The organism is Streptomyces sp. NPDC044033, from assembly GCF_056434425.1.
On record NZ_JBWKFF010000015.1, the window covers coordinates 160,001 to 181,101 of the forward strand.

The following is a 21,101-nucleotide window of genomic DNA, read 5'->3' on the forward strand; positions in this document are numbered from 1 at the left end:
GCATGAGGTCCCCGGCCGGCCCCCGTGCCGTACTCCTGACCGGTGTCACCGGGAGCCTCGGTGGATATCTGTGCGCCGAGTTGCTGGCCCGTACCCGCGCCACCGTGTACTGCCTCGCACGGGGCGCCGCACAGCGCGCCGAGGACCGGCTGGCCCGGCTCGGCGTCCGCCCCGCGGAACGCGTCGTCCACGTCCCCGGCGATGTCACACAGCCGCACCTGGGCCTGGCCCCCGCCGCCTACGACGCGCTCGCCGAGTCCGTCGACGAGGTTCTGCACTGCGCGGCCCTGGTCGACCTCGCCGCCGGATACGACCGCCTGGCCCCCGTCAACGTCGGCGGGACCCGTAATGTCATCGCCTTCGCCGAACGCGCCACCCGCCTCTCCGGCCGTCCCGTCCCCATCCGTTACGTCTCGACCCTGGGAACGCTCTCCGCCGCCCGTGCCGCCGGACTGGACGAGGTGGACGAGAGCACACCCCCCACCATGGAGACGGCGGGTCAGCTCGGCTACCCGCGCACCAAGGTCACGGCGGAACGGGACCTGCGCGCCGCCGAGGACCGTGGGGTCCCGGCGACCCTCTTCCGGCCGGGGGTGGTGACGGGGCACAGCACGACCGGCCGCACCGGTGCCTCCGACCTCATGGTGCCCACCCTGAGCGCGTCGGCCGCTCTCGGCCTCGTGCCGGAGGACGTCGGCATGATCCCTGTGGACGCGGTGGATGTGGTGGCGCGCTCCCTGGTCGAACTGTGCCTCCTGCCGGACGCGGCGGGGCAGACGTACCACCTGATCCACCCGGACCCCCTGCCGCTGGCCGACGTATTCGAGGCGATGCGGCGGGCCGGATACCGCCTGGAGACCATCGAGACCGAAGCTTGGTGGTCCCACGTCGACGATCACGCCACCGACCCGGCGGTACGCGACCAGGCCGTCCTGCGCGACCTCACCCGCTACTCCATGATCACCGGGCCCGAGTGTCTGGTCCCCCGCGTCCACGCGGACCGCACCTGGAAGACCCTCACCGAGGCAGGCGTTCCCCGACCGCCCCTGGACGCCGCCTACCTCGACCGGCTCATCCACGCCCTCACCATCACAGAAGCCATCCCGCCCCCACCCACGGACGCTCCCTGACAGATCTGCCGAGCGCGTCCAGTGCTACTTGAAGGCAGACCGCAGCGCGCGGAAGAGGGATCGTGCGCGAGACCGTCGATACGGGGTTCGCCACGCTGAACGGGGGGTTGGACGTGGCGATGCAGCGCACGACGACTGTGGAGACACACATCGCGGATAGGGAGCAGCGGGTCTCTGCGCTGGAGCGTGGGCGGTGGCCGCTTCCGACGGTTGCTGTTTTGGCTGGTGTTGTGGGTACTGTGGTTGGGCTGCTTGCGTTGTTCCAACGGTGAGCCCTGGGCCTGTAGTTGGGGGTCTGTGCGTGCTGTATGTCGGTGGGTAGAATCCTAGGTCTGCTGGCCTGAATCAGCAGGTCACGAAGGGCAGTCCCCGCACGTGCGGGGGTGGCCCCGGCTGGGTGATCAGGTAGGTGGTCGTGGCTACGCAGTCCCCGCGCGTGCGGGGGTGGCCCCCAGCATGCCAGTGGAAGCGATACCGTGGCACAACGGTCCCCGCACGTGCGGGGGTGGCCCCCCGATCTGCTCGTGCCCGCTCCTCCTGAAGCAACAGTCCCGGCACGTGCGGGGCTCCGGCCGGGACACGCCGCCGCGCCGGCCCACGACCATGACTCGTGGCCCCCAGATCGCCACTGCCCACAGCTACCCGATCTCGGCGAGGGCTTTCTCGTACTCCTCCGCCTGCGTCGGCGCGAGAGCGTTCGACACCCGCAGCAGTACCGGCCCGCGCACGTAGTCGTACTCCTTTACCAGCGGCGTCGCCTTCACCAAGGCCACGACCTGGCCGTACCGCGCTTTGGCTCCGGCTTCGTCGGTGAAGACCTCCACGCTCCCGCCCCGGACGATGGCGTCGGCGCGGCCTTGCGCCTCGGACGACGGGATGCGGGAGTCGGCGAACGCGGTCTTCGAGGCGTAGCCGCCGGGCCTGCCGAGGAGGTGGTTCGGGTCGGACGTCTCGGTGTAGACGAGGGTGGTCTGGTGCGAGGGGATCGCCGCGGTGAGCTTGACGCCGACTTCCTTCGCTGTTGGCGTCGTGGCTTTCTTCTCCTGCTTGTCCTGCTGTTTGGCTGCCTGTGTTGGTGAGGCCGCGGTCTTGTCCTTGCTGATGTCGCTGGATGAGGAGCAGGCGGTGAGTAGGAAGGTGGCTGCGAGTAAGGCGGCTGCGGCTGGGCGTGCGTGGTGCATGTGGTTCCCCCCCCACAGGTGTCACGTACTGAGCTCGCGCACAGTACCGACATCCGTGCGGTATCGGGGTGTTGGTTCTATGCCGTGACTTAGCTATCTGCGCAGGGAGATCCGCTGTGCTGACCGTGGCCTACAGGGGGGTTGCGCCGTGCGCCTGGGCGACGCCATCAATGCGCGCGGCTAGATCGAAGTCCGCCGCCGTGAGCCGGTGTCCAGCGTCATGCGTGGTGATGGAGAAGCGAAGATGATCCCAGCGGAGATCAATGTCGGCGTGGTGGCTGATCAGCCGCTCAACATCCGCAACATGCACGATCATCGCCACGCCACCGTGGTACCGGATGCCGTACGACCGAGTGATCTGATTGCTCTCTCTCGCCCACCCAGGAACCTGGCTCAGATGTTCGGCGATCTCAGGCTCTGTCAGCAGCACGGGCTGGTCGGCCACGTCATCTCCTCTCGACTACAGGTGTCAGGACATCGTCCAGTTCCTGACCGATCGGTGCATCGTTCCACGGCCTCATGGCCCTTTGAAGGCTCTTCAGTTCACGCTGCATTCGCACGGAACCTGTATCCACCGCGATTTGTGCGGCCTCGCGCACGATCTCGACGGCTTCCTCTGGTTGTTGGGCAGCGGCAGCAGCAGTCGCGTAGCGCGCGAGATAGACGCCCCTGTCACGGCGCGCCGTGGTCGGCACGATATCGAGGACCTGCGCCCACAGGCCGCCGGCCTCGGTTCCCAGACCGAGTCGTCCGTAGCACGTGGCGCGCTGCACTTCGAGGTAGCCGGGTGTCCGTCTGCAGGCATTCCCCCAAGGGAGATCGTCGTCGACGCGGTCGAGGAGCTGGACTGCCTCGTCTGTGAGCCGGTCGACCGCGCGCCGGTCGTCGATGAGGCTGGCTCCGTGCGCCTGCTGTTGCAGCGCCATGATGCGTACCTTCGGCGCGAGCGCACCCGAGTTCTCCAGCGCCGCCTCGCACAAGTCGATGACCCCGTATCCATCGCCGAGGTCGGTGCGGACTTGGGCCTGATTGACGAGGGAGTAGGCAATGAGGTGCGGGTCACGGGAGCGCATCGCGATCTCCTGTGTGATCCCGCGCCAGAAGGATGCGCCGCCGAGATCGCCGGCGTCTTGGTAGAGCCAGCCCACGAGAGCAGCGTAGGCCGCAGCTGCGCCCAGCAATCCGCGGCGTGTTTCCCCCTTCGCGCCGCGCACCAGCCGGTCGATCAGTTCGTACTGTGTGCTAACGGTGTCGATGAGGTCGTGGGGGCCGAGCATCATGTCCGCTCGGTAATGGCCTTCCAGTTGGGACTGAAAGTACTGGATGAGAGCTGGGTCGACGTGCCTCTCTGCAATGGGGCCTGGGGTTAGAGCGGCGGCCGTAACCGAAACGAACGCTCGCCGGTTCACCCCGTCCCCTTCGTGCTGGTGCTGGTTAGCCCGCACCCACCCGAGAGGTACCTCGAATCCGAGGTCCTCCGGCCATTTTCCCAAAGCGGTGTGCAGGGCAATGGCGTAGTCCCCCCGGGGCCAGCCGGGTTTGTTCGACTCCCAGCGGCGCCATGTCCGGGGCGAGACCTCGAAGCCTGCATCGCTGAGTGCCTCCCGGCCTGCCTTTGTCACCGCCCGCGCGGCTGCCTCGCCGGACCGCCATCCGCGGCTGAGTCGAGCCGTACGCAGGCTCGTATTTCCGCTTGCGTCAGTGTGAGGCGTCATTGCTCGTACTCCCCGACTTGGCCGCGCAATGGCCGTGCAATGGCCGCTGCTCGGCCTAGGCGGCGCGTTATGCGTAAGCCCATCATCCTCGTGTGACAGCAAGGAACACCAACTATGGGCATCCGCGTACCCGGTTGAGCAACGGCGCAGAGGGAGCGATCGATCGCGAGGCCATCCAGATCGTCCCGCGCATGAAGCAGTACCGATCCGAACGGACCCCGGCATGATCGAACGCTGCGCCCCTCCATCAATGTTTTCACTGAGGCAGGACCACACCACAGCAAGGTTCTTGACCCACACCCAGGAAGCGGCGCACGCGGCCGAGGTCGAGTGGTGGCGCCGTGGTGTCGCGCTGTTCCTGGTCGGGCCGGCCTGGGACGCGGTGAAGTTGCCGGCAGCGCTGGTGCACCGTGCCGCCCAGGGCGGCGACCGGGGGCGCGTACGGGCCGTGCTCCACCGCCTCGGCGTCACCGGGCCGGTCCTCCTCGAACGCGAGGTCTACATCGTCCTCGTCCCGCCCGGCACCGCCACCACCTGGGACGCGGCGGCCGAGTGCATCACCACCACCGACCGCGAAGCCCGCTACATCGGCCTGCCCGCACCCCACGCCTGCGAAGGCCCCCGGGCCCACTGGATCATCCCGCCGGGCGACACCCTCAGTCCCGCGTTCGCCGTGCGCGCCCTCATCGAAGCAGGCGCCGAAGTTGAGGAAGCCGAGGAGGCCGAGTCGTGAACCGCTACGGCAACGGCGGACTCACCGTCCAACAGGCCCTCGACGTCGGCCCCGTTCTCGGGCACGCCATGGAGATGTTGCAGCTCGCCATGTGCACCCGAGCCCTCAACGAAGCCCGCACCGCCGTCTTCACGCACCAGCACCTGCTGCCGGACGACGCCCTCAGGCCGATCACGGCTGCGTTCCGGGCGTTGGACGACGCCGTGCGCATCGCCAAGAGCCGCCCCTACCAGCACCCCACGGACCACCCATGAACACCACCCGCCACACAACAGGGACGTGCTACCCGTCGCTGGCCACCTGGCTGGCCGCATCCTCCCCAGAGCCGCGCGCCGTCCTCACACTGTGGGCCCAGGGCCAGACCGCCACGCTGACCACCGGCTCCTACTGGGACACCGTCGAAACGCCGCTGGGCCTCGCCAGTCTGGCCTCGACCTACCTCACCTACCGCGGCCAACACACCGGCCCGTACCTGCTCTGCGGATCGGAGCGCACGGCCTGGTGGCTCGTAACAACCGGCGGCAACCACACGCTGGCCGCCGCCGAGCAGGTGAAGGTACTCCCCACCGGCTGCCCGATCACCGCACCAGCACCCGGAAGAACGTACAGCAGCGACCGACTGTGGGTCCTCCCCGAAGCCACCCCCCAAGACCCGCGACCATGGCTGCGGCTCACCTCACCCGAAGCCCTGCACGCAGCGGTCAACGAGGCCGTACGCTCCCGCCCCGCCACCTACCGGGACCGGCCCGGGGGCGCGTCGTGAGCGTCTGGCTCCCGCCCCGCGGCGACGGACTGTCCGAACTGCGCGCCGGCCGCTGGTGGGACGCGGTGCAAGTGCCGGATGCTGTGGGCCCTTGGATGCGGTCGGCCGGGCTGGTCGACACCGCGCACATCGCCGACCCCACCAGCGGCGACCTGCTGTGGCTCGTACCGCCCGGGAGCACCGAACGGTACCGCTGGGACTGGGACCGCATCTCCCGCTACGCCACCCTGCGCACCGGCTACGGCGACGCCATAGCCGTGCCCCACACGGGCCGGATCACAGGGCCGGGGCCCCACTGGTCCCACCCCGACAACTGGCGCGGCGGCCCACGCGGCTACCTCACCGACCCCCTCACCCTCAACACCGCCCTCGACGCCGCCACCCTGACCCTCGGACCACCAGCGCACTGCTGCGCAGTCTGCGAGCGAGCCGCCTGGCCCGACGACTGCCAACAAGTCCTCATCCCCAACTGGGCAAGTACTCACCACGACTACGCCCACCCGCGATGCGCACGCGCCGCCCAACTCCAGGCGCCCGCCATCGAGTACGACTCGTAGGGACCCACTGAACTGGTCCAGCGGCGGAACCGCACCCTGCCCCTCATCGGCGGCCGCTCGTCGGCCCTCACGGGCCCCCCGGACGGTCCCCGTGCGCGGCTGTCCAGCGCCGCAACGGCGAATGCGTGTCCGCCAGTTTGCGCCGTCAGACGCCGCGACTCAGTCGAAGCGTCCCGCCCTGCGTTCAACAGGTTGCAGGGCGATCCAACTTGAACAACAAAGGTCCTCGCTGACATAGAAGGCGGGGACCTTTCCTGCGGACCCGGCCTCCCCACCGAGATCCACAGGCTGTGAGGGGCGCGCGTCAGGCACGCGGGGGAGACGGCCTGCCCACTCCGTGCGAATCCCATTACGTCTGATTGGCGAGTAGCCCACCCTCATCAGGCAGCGACCAGTCATGATCACTTGGGGGATGTGGGCTCTATGCGGACTTCTGTCTACGCCAGAGCCCCCTGTTCGACTAACAGAGGGGCTCTGACCTGCGTGCCCCCGGCAGGGCTCGAACCTGCGACACCCCCTTTAGGAGTGGGACCGAATCCGTGCCGGGCAGTGCTCCACCCTGTTGCAGGGTGCTGTTCTGCCTGATCAGCACCCTGCGGCGTAGTGTCCCATCCGACTCGTGGATCCCTGTGCCGGATTGTCCGCTCACGCATCGCGCACGCACACGAGGCCGGTCAGGAGTCCAGACTCTTGCGACGCACGCGCATGTAGGCCCCTGATGTGATGCTTCCGTCCGATCCGCTTGTCGTGGCCTCCGGTAAGGCGGTACTCGACCTGCCCGTCAGATGGGCCGATGACTGCTGATGTCAGCGGTTCCGACATGAGATGCGGCAGCCCGGAGTCGGCTTGACCTCGGAGTCAGGTGGAAGGTCTACCGCCGGTGGGCGAGCACGAGGCGGATCTCCCAGCTCGCCGAACGCTGCGGCGTCCCGGCCACCACCCTGCGTTCGCGAACGGTGCAGATCTGCACCGCCGTGCCCAGCTGGTGCGCGTCCGTACACCGCAGCGCGATCAGATCACGGTCGTCGTCACAGGGGTGCCGCGAGGGCCAAGAGGACCAGCTCGCCGCTCTCGGCCTGGTCATCGACGCCGTGGTGCTGGGGACACCCGTTACCTGGACGCCGCCGTGGCCCGGCTCCGCACCGAGAGCTACGAGGTCAAGGATGAGGACGTCGTCCGCCTCTCCCCCCCCAGGGACCGTTCTCGGCCGCCACCTGTTCAACAGCATCGCCAGCGGCCAGGGCCTGGCCTGCGCTGCCGCCAAAGACAGCGAGGACAAGAAAGGCTGAGGGCCCAGGTCCCGGCCGACGTCGTGGCCGGGACCTGGGGGGTGGCTCAGCCGGCCTGGTTGTCGGCCTGCTTGGGCAGGCAGAACAGCAGGGCCCACATCAGGGCGAGGAGGCTACCGGCCCACCACAGCACGGTGATGAACGCTTCGCGGTTGAGTGCGGCGTCGGGTGAGCCGCCGGTGGTGGCGAAGAAGACCAGGGCGGTCAGCGCGGTACCGAGGGCGATGCCCAGGTGCATGACGGTATTGAACAGGCCCGAGGCCGACCCGGCGTCCTCGTGCGGGACCCGGGCCAGCGACATGTCGGCGAGCGGGCCGCCGACCATGCCGAGGCCGAAGCCGATCAGTACCACCGGAGCGGTCATCGCCGGCAGGGTCAGGCCCGCCTGACCTGCGTCGGCCTGAAGCCCGTAGGCGGCCATCGAGGCGAGCGTGATGAGGGCTCCGGCCTGCGGCAGCCGGCGGGCGAAGCGCCCGCCGCTCTTCGCCGTGACCGTCGCACCGGCCAGCTCTCCGAGGGAGAGCAGCACGAAGGCCAGGGCCGCGTGGAAGGGGCTCATGCCCAGGCCGCGTTGGAGGTAGAGCGTCCAGGTCATGAAGAACAGCCCGCACAGAAGGCCGTGCATCAGCTGCGCGGCCATCCCGCCGGAGAACTGCCGGCTCCGGAAGAGGGCCAGGGCCACGAGCGGGGCGTTGTTCTGCTTGCGCTGCTGGTGGCGCAGGAAGACGCCGAGCGCGAGGAGGCCGGCGGCGAGCAGGGCGAAGCACCACAGCGGCCAGTGACGGAGGTGTCCCTCGGTGAGCGGGAAGACGACCAGGACGATGGCCAGTGCGGACAGCAGCATGCCGGTGAGGTCGAGCCGGTCGGCCTTCTTCACGGTCGACTCGGGGATGAACCTGCGTCCCAGGAGGAGCACGGCGAGGCCGACGGGCACGTTGACCAGGAAGATCGGCCGCCACGACTGCCCGAACAGGTCCGCCTCGGTCAGCAGACCGCCCATCACCGGGCCCAGGACATTGGCGAGCGACATGACGGCCCCGTACAGACCGAACACTTTGCTGCGGTTCTGCCCCGCGAAGGTGACGTGGAGGGTGGCCAGGATTTGCGGGATCATCAGGGCCACTCCCACGCCCTGGACCCCGCGGGCGCCGATGAGCATGCCCGGACCGGTGGCGAGGCCGCACAGCAGCGAGGACGTGGTGAACACGACGGTGCCGATGAGGAGGATTCTGCGCCGGCCGTAGAGGTCGCCGAGGCGTCCGCCGGTGATCAGCCCAACGGCGATGGGCAGTGAATAGCCGGTGGTCAGCCACTGCACCGCGGCCGGTCCGGCGCCGGTCGACTCCTGGATCGCCGGCAGCGCGGTCAGGACGACCGACTGGTCGAGCATGTCCATCAGCTCGGCGCCCAGCAGCACCAGGAGGGCGATCCAGGCAGCCAAGCCCAGTTTCGACAGTCCAGGGGTTGGGTGGGTTGGGGGCTGGGTGGTGTGCTGCGGCTCGTTGTCGAGCGCGGAGGAAGACACGACGGGAGACTCCTGATCCAAAGGAATCGGGGAGCCCTGCCGACAGCCGTACGGGGGCCGGAGAACACGAAACCCGGGGCAGACGGCAGAGCTGCACCCGGGAAAGAAAACTGCAGGGAAGGGTGACGCAACTCAGGCCAGCGCGACGTCCGCCCCCGGACACGTGCGACAAAACAGCACGCGGGGAACACGGACGACTACATGGCCTGGTTAATAGGTCGTCACCTCAAGATCGAAACAGAAGGAACAGGAAATCCGGTCACTGCCACCGACACCTCGGCACAGGAACCCGACCACGGTACTCCACCCCGGGCCCCCGCCGCACACCGAATACCGGCGAGATCCCCCGCCCCCGTCGGGTCCGCATCCGCCCGCACGACCGGCCCGCAGCGACGGCGACCCGTCGCGGACGATCTTGCCGAAGTACGAGTCGGCGTCCAGCGGCTCCATCTCCCACAGCGACCGACCGAACCAGTCGCGAACCTTCTCCAGATGACCGATGTCGCCCTGGATCGTCCCGTCGGCCAGGCCGCCGACGCGCGGGCCAGGACGAAGCCCGCCAGTACGTCGGTCTCGCAGTCCTCCAGTCCCTCCGGGCTGGGAGCTTCGGGGACCTGCCGCAGACCGCGGACCACGGCCAGCGCCACCCGGAACCTCCCCCACTTCAGCACTGCTGAACAACGGCACAGGGGGATGAAACAGCTTCAGGAATCCCGAAGATGCCTCATTCGGCCCGGGACCAGACGATCGAGTGAGGAAGGCCCTGGCCAGCACCTCGAACTGCATCCGGTCGACGGCCGAGCTGACAAGGAACACCAGGACTGTTGGACATCATTCAAGATCGGTAGGACGCCGGGGCGCTCGACTCCGGCGTCCCGGCGAGAGAGGACGTCGGATTTTGTCTCGTCCTCCGTCATCTTGTCGCTCACCGTTGTTCGCCTCGCTCCGGGGCCCGGGGATGAGAACGACGTTGCTCGGGACGCTTCAGCCTCAGCGTCCCGGGCAACGGGCCTGGGCGGTAGCGCCAGGCGGCGACGCTACTGAACCGGCAGAACGGTTTCGATCGCCGTGGTCACCTCGTTGGCGTCGGGTTCGGTCTGGGGGGCGAAGCGGGCGGCGACGGTGCCGTCGGGGGCGATGAGGAACTTTTCGAAGTTCCAGCGCACGTCGCCGGTGTACCCCTCGGAGTCGGGGGTGTCGATCAGCTTGCCGTAGAGGGGGTGGCGGGCCGGGCCGTGGACGTCGGTCTTCTCGGTCATGGGGAAGGTGGCGCCGTAAGTGGCGGAGCAGAACGTGGCGATCTCCTCGGGGGTGCCGGGTTCCTGGCCCATGAACTGGTTGCAGGGCACGCCCAGGACGGTGAAGCCGCGGGCCGCGTAGGTCTGCTGGAGCTTTTCCAGGGCGGTGTACTGGGGGGTGAGGCCACACTGGGAGGCGACGTTGACGATGAGGACGGCCTTGCCTTGGTACTGGTCGAGGCGGGCGGGTCCGCCGGTGAGGGCACCGATCTCGGTGTGGAAGACGGTCATGACTCTCCTTGTTGCGCGGTGCTTGGCGGGGTTGTGGGCGGGGTCAGTTGTGGGTGGCGGGGACCTCGTCCGAGTCTGCGGCTGCGCGGCGTCCGGGCGGGGCCGGGGGGCGTGGTCGATGAGGAGGGCTGCGGCGAGGGCGGCGAGGGTGAGGATGCCTGCGGCCCACCACAGGGCGGTGCTGCAGCCGTGGACGAGGGCGTCGGTCTTCTGTCCGGCGTGGCCGGTGAGGTAGGTGGCGATGGAGGTGGGGGCGAGGGTGTTGAGCAGGGCGGTGCCGATCGCGCCGCCGACCTGCTGGGAGGTGTTGACCATAGCGGAGGCGATACCAGCGTCCTCGGGACGGGCGCCGAGAGTGCCCAGGCTGAAGGCGGGCATCAAGGCGGTGCCCAGGCCCAGGCCGGTGACGAGCATGTCGGGCAGCACGATCGCCCAGTAGGAGCTGTGCGGGGTGATCTGGGTGAGGATCAGCAGCCCTGCGCCCGCGACCAGGCCAGTTCAGTGCCTGGGTGAGGATGCCGCCGAGCATGAGGCCGATGACCGCGCCGCCCCCGGACAGGGCACCGAAAACCCCGAATGCCTTGGCGCGTTCCCTGGTGTCGGTGAACATCACCGACACCAGGGAGAGAACGGCGGGCACGAGCATCGCGCCGAAGATGCCCTGTAGGGCGCGGGCGCCGATCAGCATGCCGGTGTTCAGGGCCGCGCCGCCGAGCGCGGAGGCGGCGGCGAAGCCGCTGATGCGGGCCAGCAGGGTCCGCTTGTGCCCCCACAGGTCCGCAAGGCGCCCGCCGAGGAGGAGCAGGCCGCCGAAGGTGAGGGAGTAGGCGGTGATCACCCACTGGCGGGAACCGTCGGAGAAGTCGAGATCGGACTGGACCGAGGGCAGTGCGATGTTCATGACGGTCACGTCCAGGACGACCATCAGCTGGGCCGGCAGATGAAGAACAGTGCTTTCCAGCGTCTGGGATCCGCCGGCGCGGGCGTGGGAGAGGGCATGGCGGATTTCCTGTCGCATCGGAGTACGGAGGAGGAGGGGGCGTGCTCCTACCGTCACAGCAGGAGGGAAAGATCCCGAAGCCGTACGCTGAAACCTGAAGAAATCCGTCACGCGGGCAGGAAGAACCGATGGTTTCCGGCGGCATCCCCGATGAGACCGACCAGCGCCTGGTTCAGGAACTCCTGCGGGACGCCCGTGCGTCCTTCGCCCGCATCGCCGAGGCGATCGGCGTCTCCGAACACACCGTCGCCCGCCGCTACCGCCGCCTGCACCACATGGGCCTGCGCGTCATCGGCGTCCCCGGATCCCAGCACAGCGGACCGACCCGGTGGATGCTGCGCGTGCACTGCGCCCCCGACGCCGCCACGAAGATCGGCGACGCGCTCGCCCGCCGCGACGACACCAGCTGGGTCGTCATCGCCTCCGGCGGCACCGAACTCCACTGCGCCGTCGACACCTACAGCACCCGCGAACGCGACGTGCTCCTCCTGGACAAACTTCCCCACACGCCCCGCGTCGTCTCCGTCCAGGCCCACCTGATTCTGCAGACCTTCGCGGGCACCTCCGACATCTGGTACGCCCCCCTGCCCGGACCCGGCACCCCGCAGGAGACGCACGACGAGGCCACTGCCGACGCCCCCATGCCCGACGCTGTGGACACGCAGCTCATGGCCGAACTCGCCAAGGACGGCCGTACCCCGCTCACCGAACTCGCCCACGCCACCGGCCGCTCACCAGCCGGCATCACCCGGCGCCTGGGACGTCTCAGAGACACCCGGGCCCTGCACCTCGCCGTCGACTACGCCCCCGAATACCTCGGCTTCCACGTCCTGGTCCGGTTCTGGCTGCGCATCGCCCCCGGCCGGCTCGGCACGGTCGGCGCTGCCCTCGCCGACCACCCCGAGATCCCTTTCGTGGCCGCCACCACGGGTGCCTCCCACATGGTCGCCACCGGCATGTTCCACGACACCCACGAGCTCTACCAGTACCTCGACCACCGCATCGGCACCCTTCCCGGAGTGGAATCCATCGAGACCGCCCCGATCCTCCGCGAAGCCAAACGCCTCACTTACCGCCCCGTCGCCGGATAGGCGCCGTCTGCCGTAGAGCTATACGAGAAGAGGGCATCGCGCGCTGTGCCGCCCGCCGACAAGAGAGACTGGGACGGCTGTGCCCGAACCGGTGCCGGTGACAACACCTCCTGGGATTCCGCAAGCCGTCACGTTCACGCATCTTGCTTATCCCCTGGTCACCGAGGTCCCGGCGGGAACCCGAAACGGGGCGGGACGGATTTCCGCTGTTACCGGGCTGTCGGCTGACATCAGGGTGACCACATCCCCGACCTCAAGGAACTGCGGAACTCCCGCATCCCCGCCCAGCTCGAAGGAAGCACCCGGTGATCCCCGGCCGCGAGGGCCGGAGGAGCAGCGAGTAACGCCAAGCTTTTGATCTTGGCCAGCTGGCACGTCAGGCGCGCTACCAGGGGAGGAGGGCGCTGACGGTCTTGCCGCCGGACGGGCCTGGGGTGACCGCGGTGGTGCGGGCGAGGCGGTTGACCATGGGCCAGCCGAATCCTCCCGTGCCGTCGTTCAGGTCGGGGGTGCGCCTGCGCGGCGGCTGCGGACTGCTGTCATGCACGGCCACCTCGATGCTGTCCGGGTGAGCGGTCAGTTCCAGGGTGCAGGTGCCGCCGCCATGGCGCAGGGCGTTGGTGACGAGCTCCGAGACGACCAGGACCACCGTGTCGGCGGCCTCGGCCGCCGCCGTCGGTGCGCGCCCGTCGAGGAAGTCCCGGGTGCTCTCGCGCGCGCTGGCGACGGACGTCGCACTGCGGACGGCGGCGACGTTGACGCTCATCGTGTCCATCAGGCCCCCTGTTCTATGGATCGTCATGCCCGGTTCTGTCTGCCCGGGGCTTGTGCCCCGGCCCGCGGCCCGCTAACCCGGCCTGCTCCCGCCTGTCGTTAATCGTTCAACCGATAACCTCTCCGCCGAACGCGCGGAAATCTATGTCGACTGGAGTAGACATTGGAGAGTGTCGTGGTTATTGTTTCTCTCGTAGCCGAGATCAACGAGGCCGGGCAGAGACGAACTGCCGGCCAGCAGTAGCGCAGTTGCAGTTCGCAGGACGGTTCGGTGGTGGAGTTCCGAAGCCAGGGTTGTTGCAGGACGGTGACGGGACTGACGACCGGACCGGGTGGCCCGCAGTGATCAGGGGCCGCCGTGAGCAGTACCGCAGTTCGGTAAGTGCAGTTCGCAGTACCCAGTAGTGAGTGAGCAGTACCTCGGTGAAGGCGTCGGCTGGGACGCGCGCACCGGGAGGTTCGGCAGTGGGGTTCTAAGCCAGAGCAGCCGCAGGACGGGCGACGGGGCTGGCTGCCGAAGAGTGACGCTTACCCAGGTCACCGAGTAGTTCGCAGCACCCGCAGTTGGTAAGTAGTTGATCAAGAGGGAAGAACGGAGGAGCCGAGCGCCATCAGGATCGCCCGGGCGGAGGTCTTGGCCCGGGTACCGCAGGACATCGATAGTGAGGTGGTCTCCGGTCAAGCAACCGCGATCCCCGCACCCCCGACAGCATCTCGGTCGGGTCGGCGGACACAGAAGGTCGGCGCAGTACCAGGGCCGGCAGATGGTGTAACAGTTCCTTCGGGGCCCTGGTGCCAATGGCACCAGGGCCCCTCCACGCGTTCCGCAGAGAGGTGCAATGACAGCAGACGACTCGTTCGGCCGTCTCGATGACGACGACTACCCCGCCTACACCATGGGCCGGGCCGCCGAGGCGCTCGGCACCACCCAAGGCTTCCTCCGAGCCATCGGCGAAGCCCGACTGATCACCCCGCTCCGCTCCGAGGGCGGCCACCGCCGCTACTCCCGTTACCAGCTGCGCATCGCCGCCCGGGCCCGGGAACTCGTCGACCAGGGCACCGCCATCGAGGCCGCCTGTCGCATCGTGATTCTGGAAGACCAGCTCGAAGAAGCCCTGCGCATCAACGCCGAATACCGCCGCACCACCGAATCGGCGAACCCGCCGTCCGCGGCCTGAGACGGCCAGGGCCTCTCCCCGAGCTTCGCTGCCACCGCCCAGCACGCTGCCCGGAACGCAGAGCGTTCCGGGCAACTCCGTTTTCGACGGTCCTTGGGCCGAGAGCGGCCAGCCCCGAACGAATCGCCAAGGTCGGGCCCCTCGGGCCGTACGGCGGCAAGACCGAGAGCGATGACGCCGAGCCGGACGACGGCCGTGGGTGGAGACCGGCCGCGCCTTCACCCGTGAGAACGGCGAGCTGCTCCATCCCGCCACCGTCACACGGCGGTTCATCGAGCCGTACGAGGAGATCGGCCTCCCTCCGGTCCGGCTCCACGACCTCCGTCACGGTGCCGCGACCCTGGCCCACGCGGCCCGTGCCGACCTGAAGGAACGTCCAGGGGATGCTCGGCCACTCCTCGATCACCATCACGTCGGACACGTCACCAGCCTGCTGCCCGAAGCGGACCTGGCGATCGCCGAGGCCGCCGCTCGACTCGTGCCGCGTGCCCGCCCCGCCTCCGGAAGCGGCGCCCCCGAAGCGGAGCCCGAGCCCGACGAGGGGGAGGAGCCCGTGCCGGATGGTGCCGATCCGTGGGAGGAAAAACGAGGTCGGGCGGCCCGTCCGCTCACGCAAACGGCCCCGGACGAAGAGTCCGAGGCCGAGTGATTCCCCTCCCTGGGGGCGAAATCCCAGGTCAGATCGGCAATGCATGGTGCCCCCGGCAGGATTCGAACCTGCGACACCCGCTTTAGGAGAGCGGTGCTCTATCCCCTGAGCTACGGAGGCGGGGATCTGCGTCGGGGAGTGTGTTCGGATTCGCCCGAAGGTGGATGAATCCGTCCAGCTGGGACCCCGGCTGCGGTGCGGCGGTGCAGTCCGCGAGGGGTGCGCCGCCCCGGACAGTGTAGCGGGTGGTGCCGCGAGGCTGTCGGCTTGGGCGGGGGTGATGGCGGCTGGTGGGCGGGGTGGAGTGGGGGTGGGATGGCTCGGTTGGCGGGCGTCCGCTTCGCGGCCGGGACGGCTTGGGGCAGGGATCGTGGTTGCCGGGCGCGCGGGAGATGGGGTTGCTCACCCACGTGTCGGGCGTTGTTCTCCGGCCTTCTGCGGAACCGCCGGAGCGACAGGCGGGCCGGGCGGCGTTCTGTGAGTTGTCTATGGTGCGCGCTTGTCCCGCCACGGCCCCCGGTAGATCCCCCGAGCCAGCACGGGAAGCGCGGTCGTCCCTGCCGGTCAGCCCAGGTGCATCCACACCCCCTTGACCTCCGTATACGCGTCCAGCGCGTACTTGCCCATCTCCCGTCCCCACCCGCTCGCCTTGAAGCCGCCCCAAGGTGCCGCGCTGTCCGGCACCGGCGGCATGTTGACGAAGACCGCGCCTGCCCTGATGTCCGCCGCCATCCGGTGGGCGGTCGTGAGGTCCTTGGTCCATACGGCGGCGGCCAGGCCGTACTCGGTGTCGTTGGCGCGTGGCCCCAGTTCCTCCGGGTCGTCGTAGGCCAGTACGGGCAGGACCGGGCCGAAGAGTTCGTCCCGTACGACCGACATGTCGTCCCGGACGCCCGCGAAGACGGTCGGGCGGTAGAAGTGGCCGGCCTCCAGGGCGCCGTCCGCGCGGGCGCCCCCGGTGACCACCTCCGCGCCCTCCGCGATGGCCGATCTGACGCCGGCGTCGACCTCGGCCAGGTGTTCCGCGCTGACCAGGGGACCGATCTCGGTGGCCTGGTGCAGGCCGTGGCCCAGGTGGAGGGCGGCCGCGGCGGTGGCGAGTTTGGCTGTGAACTCGTCCACGCGGCGGCGGTCGACGTAGAAGCGGGTGTACGCGGCGCAGACCTGGCCCGAGTTGAGCAGCGCGCCCCGCAGGTTGCCCGCGACGGCCGCGTCGATGTCGGCGTCGGCCGCGATGATGCTCGGGGCCTTGCCGCCCAGTTCGAGGGTGGGGCGTTTGAGGTTGCCGGCGCAGGCGCGGACGATGTCGCGGCCGACGGCCGTGGAACCGGTGAACGAGACCTTGTCCACGCCCGCGTGCGCCACCAGGGCCCGGCCCGGCGCCGGGCCGCCGGTGAGGAGGTTGACCACGCCCGCCGGTACGCCCGCCCGGCCGATCAGTTCGACCAGCCGCAGAGTGGTCAGCGGCGTCTGCTCGGCTGGTTTGACGATCACCGTGTTGCCGCAGGCCAGCGCGGGTGCGATCTTCCAGGCGGCGATCATCAGGGGGAAGTTCCAGGGGGTGATGAGCGCGCAGACGCCCACCGGTTCGCGCCGCGTGTAGTGCACCGTGTCGGGGAAGCTCACGGGCGTGACCGTGCCTTCGATCTTGGTGCACCACCCGGCGTAGTAGCGGAAGTGCTCCGCCGCCCCCGCGACGCTCACGTCCCGCGCCACGCCGATCGGCTGGCCCTGGTCGCGGGTCTCCAGCTCTGCCAACTCCCGCGCGTGCTCCTCGATCAGCTCCGCCGTACGCCACAGCAGCCGGGCCCGTTCCGCAGCCGTGAGCCCCGCCCACGCCGGGTCCGTGAGCGCCACACGCGCCGCCGTCACCGCGGCGTCCACGTCCGCCTCGCCCGCCTCCGCCACCCACCCGGTCGCCGCCCCGTTCGCCGGGTCGTGGCTCGTGAACCCGGCGCCGTCGGCCGCCTCCAGCCACTCGCCGCCTATCAGCAGCCGCCCCTGAACCTCTTTCCCTGGGGTCGTGTTCTCCGCCCGCATCTGACTCCTCCCACATTCGGATACGGCGCTCCGGCCCGCGCCCGCGCCCGCGCCCTTGCCCCCAGCCTTCCGGGCGGCGGCGCGCGGCACTTGACCGTGAGCGAACAGCGTTTGTCCCACGCGGCTCACACCCCGCGCAGACTCCACCCCGCGTCCGGGTCGCTTGTCAGCCGGAACTCGCGCGGGCTCGCCCCGTACGCCGCGCGGAAGACTCGGCTGAAATGCGCGGCGTCCACGAAGCCCCAGCGCGACGCGATCAGGCCCACCGGCCGGTCCGCCTGGAACGGGTCCCGCAGATCGCGGCGGCAGTGCTCCAGGCGCCGCGCGCGAATCCAGGAGGAGACCGTCGTGCCTTCAGCCCGGAAGAGTTTGTGCAGATAGCGGGTGGAGACGAAGTGCGCGGCGGCGATCATTTCGGGGCCCAGGTCCGGTTCGCCCAGATGCTGTTCGACGAACGTGGCGATCCGCGTCAGCAGCGCCCGCCGCCCGGACCCGGGGCGGGCATCGGCGCCGTCCAGCTGGTCCGTGATCAGCGTGACCAGCAGGTCGACGATGTTGTCGGCCAGCCGTACGCCGCCGGTGCGCTCGTACTCCTCCAGATGTCCGGCCAGCCGCAGCAGCAGTGCGGAGACCAGCGCGCCTGTGCCCTGCCGACCGGAGACGCGTACGGCCGTGATCCGGGCCACCTCCCGCGGCGGGATGCGCAGCAGCGGGCGGGGGAGCATCAGCACCAGTTGGCGGTAGCTGTCGTCGAAGGCGAGGCTGTACGGGCGTGTGGTGTCGTACACGGCGAAGTCGCCCGGCGTCAGCGGGGCTTCGCGGCCGTCCTGGGTCAGCACGCAGTAACCGCGCAGCTGGAGGCCGAGTTTGAAGTAGTCCTCGGTGGAGGCCGCGATGGTGCGCGGAGTGCGGTGCACCGCGTGCGCGGTCGCGGCGATCTCGGTGACCTGGAGCTCGCCCAGCCGCACGCCGTGCAGCTCGCCGTGGAAGGGGCCCGCGCCCGGGTCCGCGCGCAGCGGCACGAAGGCGTCGCAGATGACGCTGCGCCAGAAGTCGAAGCGCTCGGCGGCCGACAGGCCGGCGGTGCGCAGGGTCAGGGACACGGCGCCTCCCACAAGGAGCGTGCATGAGCGGCCATGCTGCCGGGCCTCCGCCGCCGTTGCCAAGGGCGGGGAGCGGAGGGCGTTCGCTGCCGGTCAAGGGGTGTGCGTTCTCGGACAAGAAGCCCCCGGCGGGTGTCCGCAGACTCGGACCACGCGCCGAGTCCCCGCCTCCCTTCCCGCTCTCTCTCGGTGCCTCGACACCCCGGAGCCCCCATGCCCCACCCGCTCGGGTCCGCCCCCGGCAAGATCGTCGCCGTTCACCTCAACTACCGCGGCCGCGCCGCCGAGCGCGGCCGCCTCCCCGGCCGGCCCTCCTACTTCCTCAAGCCCTCCACCTCGCTCGCCGGCGGCGGCGACCCGCTGATCCGGCCGCAGGGGTGCGAACTCATGGCCTTCGAGGGCGAGATCGCGCTGGTGATCGGCGAGCGGGTGCGGCAGGCGCCCCTGGAGTCGGCGTGGTCGTACGTCCGATGGGTGACCGCCGCCAACGACGCGGGCGTGTACGACCTGCGCCACGCCGACGCGGGCTCCAACCTGCGCTCCAAGGGGGCCGACGGCTTCACCCCCATCGGGCCCCGGCTGCTCGACGCCCGCACCCTGGACCCGGCCGCGCTCCGCCTGCGCACCTGGGTCAACGGCGAGCCCGCGCAGGATGACACGAGCGACAACCTGCTCTTCCCCTTCGCCCAGCTGATCGCCGACCTCTCCCGCACCATCACCCTGGAGCCGGGCGACGTCATCCTCACCGGCACTCCGAGCGGAGCGGGCGTCGTCGTGCCGGGCGACCTGGTGGCGGTGGAAGTCACCGGTGGCGACGGGCAGTCGACCGGCAGGCTGGCCAACCGCGTCGTGGAGGCGGACGGCCCGCTGGCCGACTTCGGCGCGATGCCACGTGCGCGGCCGGAGGACAGGGCCGCTGCGTACGGGCGTACGGCGGTGCCGGAGGACAGGGCCGCTGCGCACGGGCGTACGGCGGTCCCCGCAGACATCGCGGCGGATGGGCGTACGGCGGTGCCCCGAGACGCCACTGCGGACGGGCGTACGACGGCCCCCGCGGACATCGCGGCGGACGGGTCCCCCCTCCCGCCCGCCCTGACCGACAGCCGGCGCGCGGCTCTGATGGACATCTCCGTCGCCACCCTCGCCTCCCAACTGCGCAAACGCGGCTACGACGGCTTCTTCGTGGACGGCGCGCGCCCCACCCGCCCCGATCTGAAGCTGGTCGGCACCGCCCGTACGCTCCGCTATCTGCCGCTGCGCGAGGACCTGGCCCCGGCCCGGAACGGCGGCATGAACGCCCAGAAGCGCGCCGTGGAGTCCGTACGGCCCGGCGAGGTGCTGGTCATGGACGCCCGGGGCGAGGCGGACGCGGGCACGCTGGGCGACATCCTCGCCCTGCGCGCCCTCCGGCGCGGGGCCGCGGGCATCGTCACCGATGGCGGGCTGCGGGACAGCGCCGCCGTCACCGCCCTCGACATTCCGGTCTACTCCGCCTCCGTGCACCCGGCGGCGCTGGGCCGCCGCCACCTCCCCTGGGACACGGATGTGCCGATCGCCTGCGGCAACGCCCTCGTGCAACCGGGCGACGTGCTGGTCGGCGACGCCGACGGCGTGCTCGTACTGCCGCCCCACCTGCTGACCGAGCTGATCGCCGACGCCCGGGAGCAGGAGCTTCAGGAGGAGTTCATCACCGAACGCGTCGCCGCGGGCGCCGCCATCGAGGGGCTGTATCCGATGGGTGACAACTGGCAGGCTGAGTACGGGAGTTGGCTGTCCCGCCGGAATCGGTGCCCCGGTCGACCGCAGGAGGCGTCCCAGTGAGGTTCCGCAGCGACCCGCGCCGCATCCGGGGCTCTATCGCCCCCGTCGTCACCCCCTTCACCGAGGACGGCGCGCTCGACCTCGACGGCCTGCGCGCCCTGGTGAACTGGCAGCTCGACTCGGGCTCGCACGGCATTTCCCTCGGCGGCTCCACCGGCGAGCCCGGCGCCCAGCGCACCGCCGAGCGCATCGCGGCCATGGAGGCGGCGGCCGAGGCCGTCGCCGATCGGGTGCCGTTCCTGCCCGGCACCGGTTCGGCGCGGCTCGACGAGACCATGGAGCTGACCGCCGCCGCCCGTGAACTGGGCGCGGACGCCGCGCTGGTGATCACCCCCTATTACGCGCGTCCGACGCAGGAGGCCCTCTATCGCTGGTACGCGGCCGTCGCCGAGGAGTTCCCCGACCTGCCGCTGATCGTCTACAACGTGCCCTCGCGCACGGCGGTCGACATCGCGCCGGAGACCGTGGCCCGGCTGTTCCGCGACTTCGAGAACATCGTCGGGGTCAAGGAGACCACCAAGGACTTCGAACACTTCTCCCGCACCTACCACGCCTGCGGCCGCGAACTGCTGATGTGGTCCGGCGTCGAGCTGCTCTGCCTGCCGCTGCTCGCGCTCGGCGGCGCGGGGTTCGTCTCGGCCCTGGCCAACATCGCCCCCGCGCCCGTGGCCCGGATGTACGAGCTGTGGGAGGCGGGCGACCACGAGGGCGCCCGCGAGCTGCACTACCGGTTGCACCCTCTGGTCGACCTGCTCTTCGTGGAGACCAATCCGGCCCCGGCCAAGTGGGTGCTGGCGGACGCCGGGCTGCTGGCGTCCGCCCACGTCCGTACGCCGCTGATCGAGCCCACCGAGGCCGGGGTCGCCCGCATCCGGGAACTGCGGGCGGCCGGCGCCGACCTGCTCTCCTTCTAACGTCCGGCGCCCCCGTCCGACCTGCCGTGAGAGTGCCCCCCGTCCGCCCTGCAGTGAGAGTGCGCCCCCTCCGTCCGCCCCGCCATGAGTGACCGCCCCGAGCCCCACC

General features: G+C 70.0%; 20 protein-coding genes, 1 tRNA gene and 1 pseudogene. 11 read left to right on the top strand and 11 right to left on the bottom strand.

Annotation, left to right across the window (positions count from 1 at the left end; genetic code table 11):
- Positions 1-2: 2 nt before the first annotated feature.
- Together AC07AB_RS25420 and AC07AB_RS25425 are read left to right on the top strand one after the other, a co-directional pair.
- Positions 3-1,130, top strand: coding sequence for an SDR family oxidoreductase (locus AC07AB_RS25420; protein WP_478570898.1), 1,128 nt, complete (start codon positions 3-5; stop codon positions 1,128-1,130).
- A gap of 62 nt (positions 1,131-1,192) precedes the next feature.
- On the top strand, positions 1,193-1,402 hold the full coding sequence (locus tag AC07AB_RS25425) for a hypothetical protein (RefSeq protein ID WP_478570901.1): 210 nt from the start codon (positions 1,193-1,195) through the stop codon (positions 1,400-1,402).
- A 366-nt stretch (positions 1,403-1,768) separates the two neighbouring features.
- Here the strand turns inward: AC07AB_RS25425 and AC07AB_RS25430 are convergent, their stop codons facing one another.
- The 3 genes from AC07AB_RS25430 to AC07AB_RS25440 form a co-directional block, all read right to left on the bottom strand.
- Positions 1,769-2,311: a hypothetical protein gene (locus AC07AB_RS25430; protein ID WP_478570904.1), complete on the bottom strand. Its 543-nt coding sequence runs from the start codon at positions 2,309-2,311 to the stop codon at positions 1,769-1,771.
- Positions 2,312-2,441: 130 nt separating this feature from the next.
- Positions 2,442-2,756, bottom strand: a complete 315-nt coding sequence (locus AC07AB_RS25435) for a 4a-hydroxytetrahydrobiopterin dehydratase (protein ID WP_478570907.1) — start codon at positions 2,754-2,756, stop codon at positions 2,442-2,444.
- A 1-nt stretch (position 2,757) separates the two neighbouring features.
- Positions 2,758-3,591 carry a Twin-arginine translocation pathway signal gene (locus tag AC07AB_RS25440; protein ID WP_478570910.1) on the bottom strand — a complete coding sequence of 278 codons (834 nt, stop codon included), beginning with the start codon at positions 3,589-3,591 and terminating at the stop codon, positions 2,758-2,760.
- 724 nt (positions 3,592-4,315) lie between these two features.
- On the opposite strand from AC07AB_RS25440, the gene AC07AB_RS25445 reads away from it, so the two are divergent.
- The 4 genes from AC07AB_RS25445 to AC07AB_RS25460 are packed head-to-tail and all read left to right on the top strand — an operon-like array spanning position 4,316 to position 6,079.
- The gene (locus AC07AB_RS25445) at positions 4,316-4,759 is read left to right on the top strand and encodes a hypothetical protein (protein ID WP_478570913.1); all 444 of its coding nucleotides are present in this window, start codon (positions 4,316-4,318) and stop codon (positions 4,757-4,759) included.
- The gene (locus tag AC07AB_RS25450) at positions 4,756-5,013 is read left to right on the top strand and encodes a hypothetical protein (protein WP_478570916.1); all 258 of its coding nucleotides are present in this window, start codon (positions 4,756-4,758) and stop codon (positions 5,011-5,013) included. Before AC07AB_RS25445 ends, AC07AB_RS25450 begins: the two co-directional genes overlap by 4 nt.
- Complete coding sequence (locus AC07AB_RS25455) at positions 5,010-5,522, top strand: hypothetical protein (RefSeq protein WP_478570919.1); 513 nt, start codon at positions 5,010-5,012, stop codon at positions 5,520-5,522. The genes AC07AB_RS25450 and AC07AB_RS25455 overlap by 4 nt, the downstream gene beginning before the upstream one ends.
- Entirely contained in the window at positions 5,519-6,079 is a 561-nt protein-coding gene (locus AC07AB_RS25460) for a hypothetical protein (RefSeq protein WP_478570922.1), read from the top strand. Before AC07AB_RS25455 ends, AC07AB_RS25460 begins: the two co-directional genes overlap by 4 nt.
- Positions 6,080-6,950: 871 nt before the next feature.
- On the opposite strand, the gene AC07AB_RS25465 is transcribed toward AC07AB_RS25460, so the two are convergent.
- The 4 genes and pseudogenes from AC07AB_RS25465 to AC07AB_RS25480 form a co-directional block, all read right to left on the bottom strand.
- The gene (locus AC07AB_RS25465) at positions 6,951-7,163 is read right to left on the bottom strand and encodes a hypothetical protein (protein ID WP_478570925.1); all 213 of its coding nucleotides are present in this window, start codon (positions 7,161-7,163) and stop codon (positions 6,951-6,953) included.
- A 251-nt stretch (positions 7,164-7,414) separates the two neighbouring features.
- Positions 7,415-8,893 (bottom strand): MFS transporter, encoded by a 1,479-nt coding sequence (locus tag AC07AB_RS25470; RefSeq protein ID WP_478570928.1) that lies wholly within the window; start codon positions 8,891-8,893, stop codon positions 7,415-7,417.
- A gap of 1,037 nt (positions 8,894-9,930) precedes the next feature.
- Positions 9,931-10,422, bottom strand: a complete 492-nt coding sequence (locus AC07AB_RS25475; RefSeq protein WP_478571093.1) for a glutathione peroxidase — start codon at positions 10,420-10,422, stop codon at positions 9,931-9,933.
- Between the two features lie 99 nt (positions 10,423-10,521).
- Positions 10,522-11,421: pseudogene (locus tag AC07AB_RS25480) on the bottom strand (MFS transporter); the annotation flags it as partial.
- Between the two features lie 129 nt (positions 11,422-11,550).
- Here AC07AB_RS25480 and AC07AB_RS25485 point away from each other — a divergent pair.
- Positions 11,551-12,513, top strand: coding sequence for an Lrp/AsnC family transcriptional regulator (locus AC07AB_RS25485; protein ID WP_478570931.1), 963 nt, complete (start codon positions 11,551-11,553; stop codon positions 12,511-12,513).
- A 385-nt stretch (positions 12,514-12,898) separates the two neighbouring features.
- On the opposite strand, the gene AC07AB_RS25490 is transcribed toward AC07AB_RS25485, so the two are convergent.
- A complete protein-coding gene (locus AC07AB_RS25490; RefSeq protein WP_478570934.1) occupies positions 12,899-13,288 on the bottom strand; it encodes an ATP-binding protein in 390 nt (129 codons plus the stop codon).
- An 838-nt stretch (positions 13,289-14,126) separates the two neighbouring features.
- Between AC07AB_RS25490 and AC07AB_RS25495 the strand changes: the two genes are divergently transcribed.
- Complete coding sequence (locus AC07AB_RS25495) at positions 14,127-14,465, top strand: MerR family transcriptional regulator (protein ID WP_478570937.1); 339 nt, start codon at positions 14,127-14,129, stop codon at positions 14,463-14,465.
- A 199-nt stretch (positions 14,466-14,664) separates the two neighbouring features.
- Positions 14,665-15,114: a tyrosine-type recombinase/integrase gene (locus AC07AB_RS25500; RefSeq protein WP_478570940.1), complete on the top strand. Its 450-nt coding sequence runs from the start codon at positions 14,665-14,667 to the stop codon at positions 15,112-15,114.
- Between the two features lie 44 nt (positions 15,115-15,158).
- Here the strand turns inward: AC07AB_RS25500 and AC07AB_RS25505 are convergent.
- The 3 genes from AC07AB_RS25505 to AC07AB_RS25515 form a co-directional block, all read right to left on the bottom strand.
- Positions 15,159-15,234, bottom strand: a tRNA-Arg gene (locus AC07AB_RS25505).
- 444 nt (positions 15,235-15,678) lie between these two features.
- Positions 15,679-17,154: an aldehyde dehydrogenase family protein gene (locus AC07AB_RS25510; RefSeq protein ID WP_478570943.1), complete on the bottom strand. Its 1,476-nt coding sequence runs from the start codon at positions 17,152-17,154 to the stop codon at positions 15,679-15,681.
- Positions 17,155-17,279: 125 nt separating this feature from the next.
- Entirely contained in the window at positions 17,280-18,257 is a 978-nt protein-coding gene (locus tag AC07AB_RS25515; RefSeq protein ID WP_478570946.1) for an AraC-like ligand-binding domain-containing protein, read from the bottom strand.
- Positions 18,258-18,470: 213 nt separating this feature from the next.
- Between AC07AB_RS25515 and AC07AB_RS25520 the strand changes: the two genes are divergently transcribed.
- Together AC07AB_RS25520 and dapA are read left to right on the top strand one after the other, a co-directional pair.
- Positions 18,471-20,078: a fumarylacetoacetate hydrolase family protein gene (locus tag AC07AB_RS25520; protein ID WP_478570949.1), complete on the top strand. Its 1,608-nt coding sequence runs from the start codon at positions 18,471-18,473 to the stop codon at positions 20,076-20,078.
- On the top strand, positions 20,075-20,992 hold the full coding sequence (gene dapA, locus AC07AB_RS25525) for a 4-hydroxy-tetrahydrodipicolinate synthase (protein ID WP_478570952.1): 918 nt from the start codon (positions 20,075-20,077) through the stop codon (positions 20,990-20,992). The genes AC07AB_RS25520 and dapA overlap by 4 nt, the downstream gene beginning before the upstream one ends.
- Positions 20,993-21,101: the final 109 nt, after the last annotated feature.

Bases quoted from the DNA above. Each gene is read 5' to 3' on its own strand.
- AC07AB_RS25510 (WP_478570943.1), bottom strand. From the start codon at position 17,154: ATGCGGGCGGAGAACACGACCCCAGGGAAAGAGGTTCAGGGGCGGCTG.
- AC07AB_RS25455 (WP_478570919.1), top strand. From the start codon at position 5,010: ATGAACACCACCCGCCACACAACAGGGACGTGCTACCCGTCGCTGGCC.
- AC07AB_RS25475 (WP_478571093.1), bottom strand. From the start codon at position 10,422: ATGACCGTCTTCCACACCGAGATCGGTGCCCTCACCGGCGGACCCGCC.
- AC07AB_RS25520 (WP_478570949.1), top strand. From the start codon at position 18,471: ATGCCCCACCCGCTCGGGTCCGCCCCCGGCAAGATCGTCGCCGTTCAC.
- AC07AB_RS25420 (WP_478570898.1), top strand. From the start codon at position 3: ATGAGGTCCCCGGCCGGCCCCCGTGCCGTACTCCTGACCGGTGTCACC.
- AC07AB_RS25440 (WP_478570910.1), bottom strand. From the start codon at position 3,591: ATGATGCTCGGCCCCCACGACCTCATCGACACCGTTAGCACACAGTAC.
- AC07AB_RS25430 (WP_478570904.1), bottom strand. From the start codon at position 2,311: ATGCACCACGCACGCCCAGCCGCAGCCGCCTTACTCGCAGCCACCTTC.
- AC07AB_RS25490 (WP_478570934.1), bottom strand. From the start codon at position 13,288: ATGGACACGATGAGCGTCAACGTCGCCGCCGTCCGCAGTGCGACGTCC.
- AC07AB_RS25495 (WP_478570937.1), top strand. From the start codon at position 14,127: ATGACAGCAGACGACTCGTTCGGCCGTCTCGATGACGACGACTACCCC.
- AC07AB_RS25465 (WP_478570925.1), bottom strand. From the start codon at position 7,163: ATGACCAGGCCGAGAGCGGCGAGCTGGTCCTCTTGGCCCTCGCGGCAC.
- AC07AB_RS25485 (WP_478570931.1), top strand. From the start codon at position 11,551: ATGGTTTCCGGCGGCATCCCCGATGAGACCGACCAGCGCCTGGTTCAG.